Raw genomic sequence first — 1046 nt, forward strand, 5'->3', positions numbered from 1 at the left:
CTGTTCTTTCTCTTCATTTTCCAGCATATCGACCAAAGGCAATAGATGGTTCAGCATCAACAGATCATCAATGCCATGCACTAAGTCAGCCCAAGGAAGGCGGAAGCTATTACGCTCGTCGAAGTTGTACAAGCTCGCAAAACCAATTCCAGTGTAAAGGTTACGCAGCAGACGGTAACGCTGATCCACATACTCTTGCGCAGACAAATCACGCTCTGCAGGGAAAGCTTCCATCAGCTCTGCCCAAGTGCGATCCAATTGCGTCACAGAAAACGGCATGATGTTGCTTGCCATCTTCTCGCGCGCTTTCTCATCCAAGAATGGCTGCCAGCCACGCGCTAAGATCCAGCGGCTAAGATCCAGCAGTAATCCTGTGTAACGCGCCGAACTCAACAATGTCAGCATCTCTTCACGACTTGGCAACTCTTCCAACTGTTGAGTCAACTCAGAGACAAGGAACTTACGCGCGTCAAGTTTGCGCAATACGTTACCTTTATCATCAAGCAACTCTTCAAGGTGAGCATGTTCATCAAGCCAAACGAGCTCTTCTTCTAACCACTTCAATTCTTGACGCAAGATAGCGCTCGCACGACGAGGCACTACGCCACCAAAAATGGTCAATGTTTGGCGAATAAAACGAATGGCGTTACTGATTTCACGCAGCGCTTCCACACTGTCGCGCTCTGAGTAAATTTGTTCGTGGTAATGCCAATGCGATAAAGCATGTTCAAGTGAATTGATTAAGCAGTATTCAACGGTGTCTGTTTTGTTACTGTCCACTAAAGAAAGCGGCTTCACTTCGTCGCCAGTGTAACCAGTCGCTAAACGGTAACCTTTTGCGGCTTTGCTCAAGTTACCCAGGCGCATCCCACCTTGTTCGCAGAAACTGCGCGCCAAAGTAAATAGTGCATCGGTCTGGCCAGATTTGAGTTCAAGTTCGACTTCACAAATCGGCTCCTGTCTCTCTTCTCCGTCTTCCCCTTGCGCGACAACCATACCTTGGTCAAACGCGACCTCTACTTGGCTGCCATCTGGCATACCAATCA

General features: G+C 48.5%; 1 protein-coding gene. It reads right to left on the reverse strand.

Annotated elements, in window-relative coordinates; genetic code table 11:
* The coding region (locus tag R7E00_RS25080) for a CHAD domain-containing protein (RefSeq protein ID WP_318124919.1) at positions 1-1046 on the reverse strand (1046 nt) is incomplete at both ends.

This window comes from Vibrio sp. Vb1755, from assembly GCF_033338635.1.
Taxonomy (GTDB): domain Bacteria; phylum Pseudomonadota; class Gammaproteobacteria; order Enterobacterales; family Vibrionaceae; genus Vibrio; species Vibrio alginolyticus.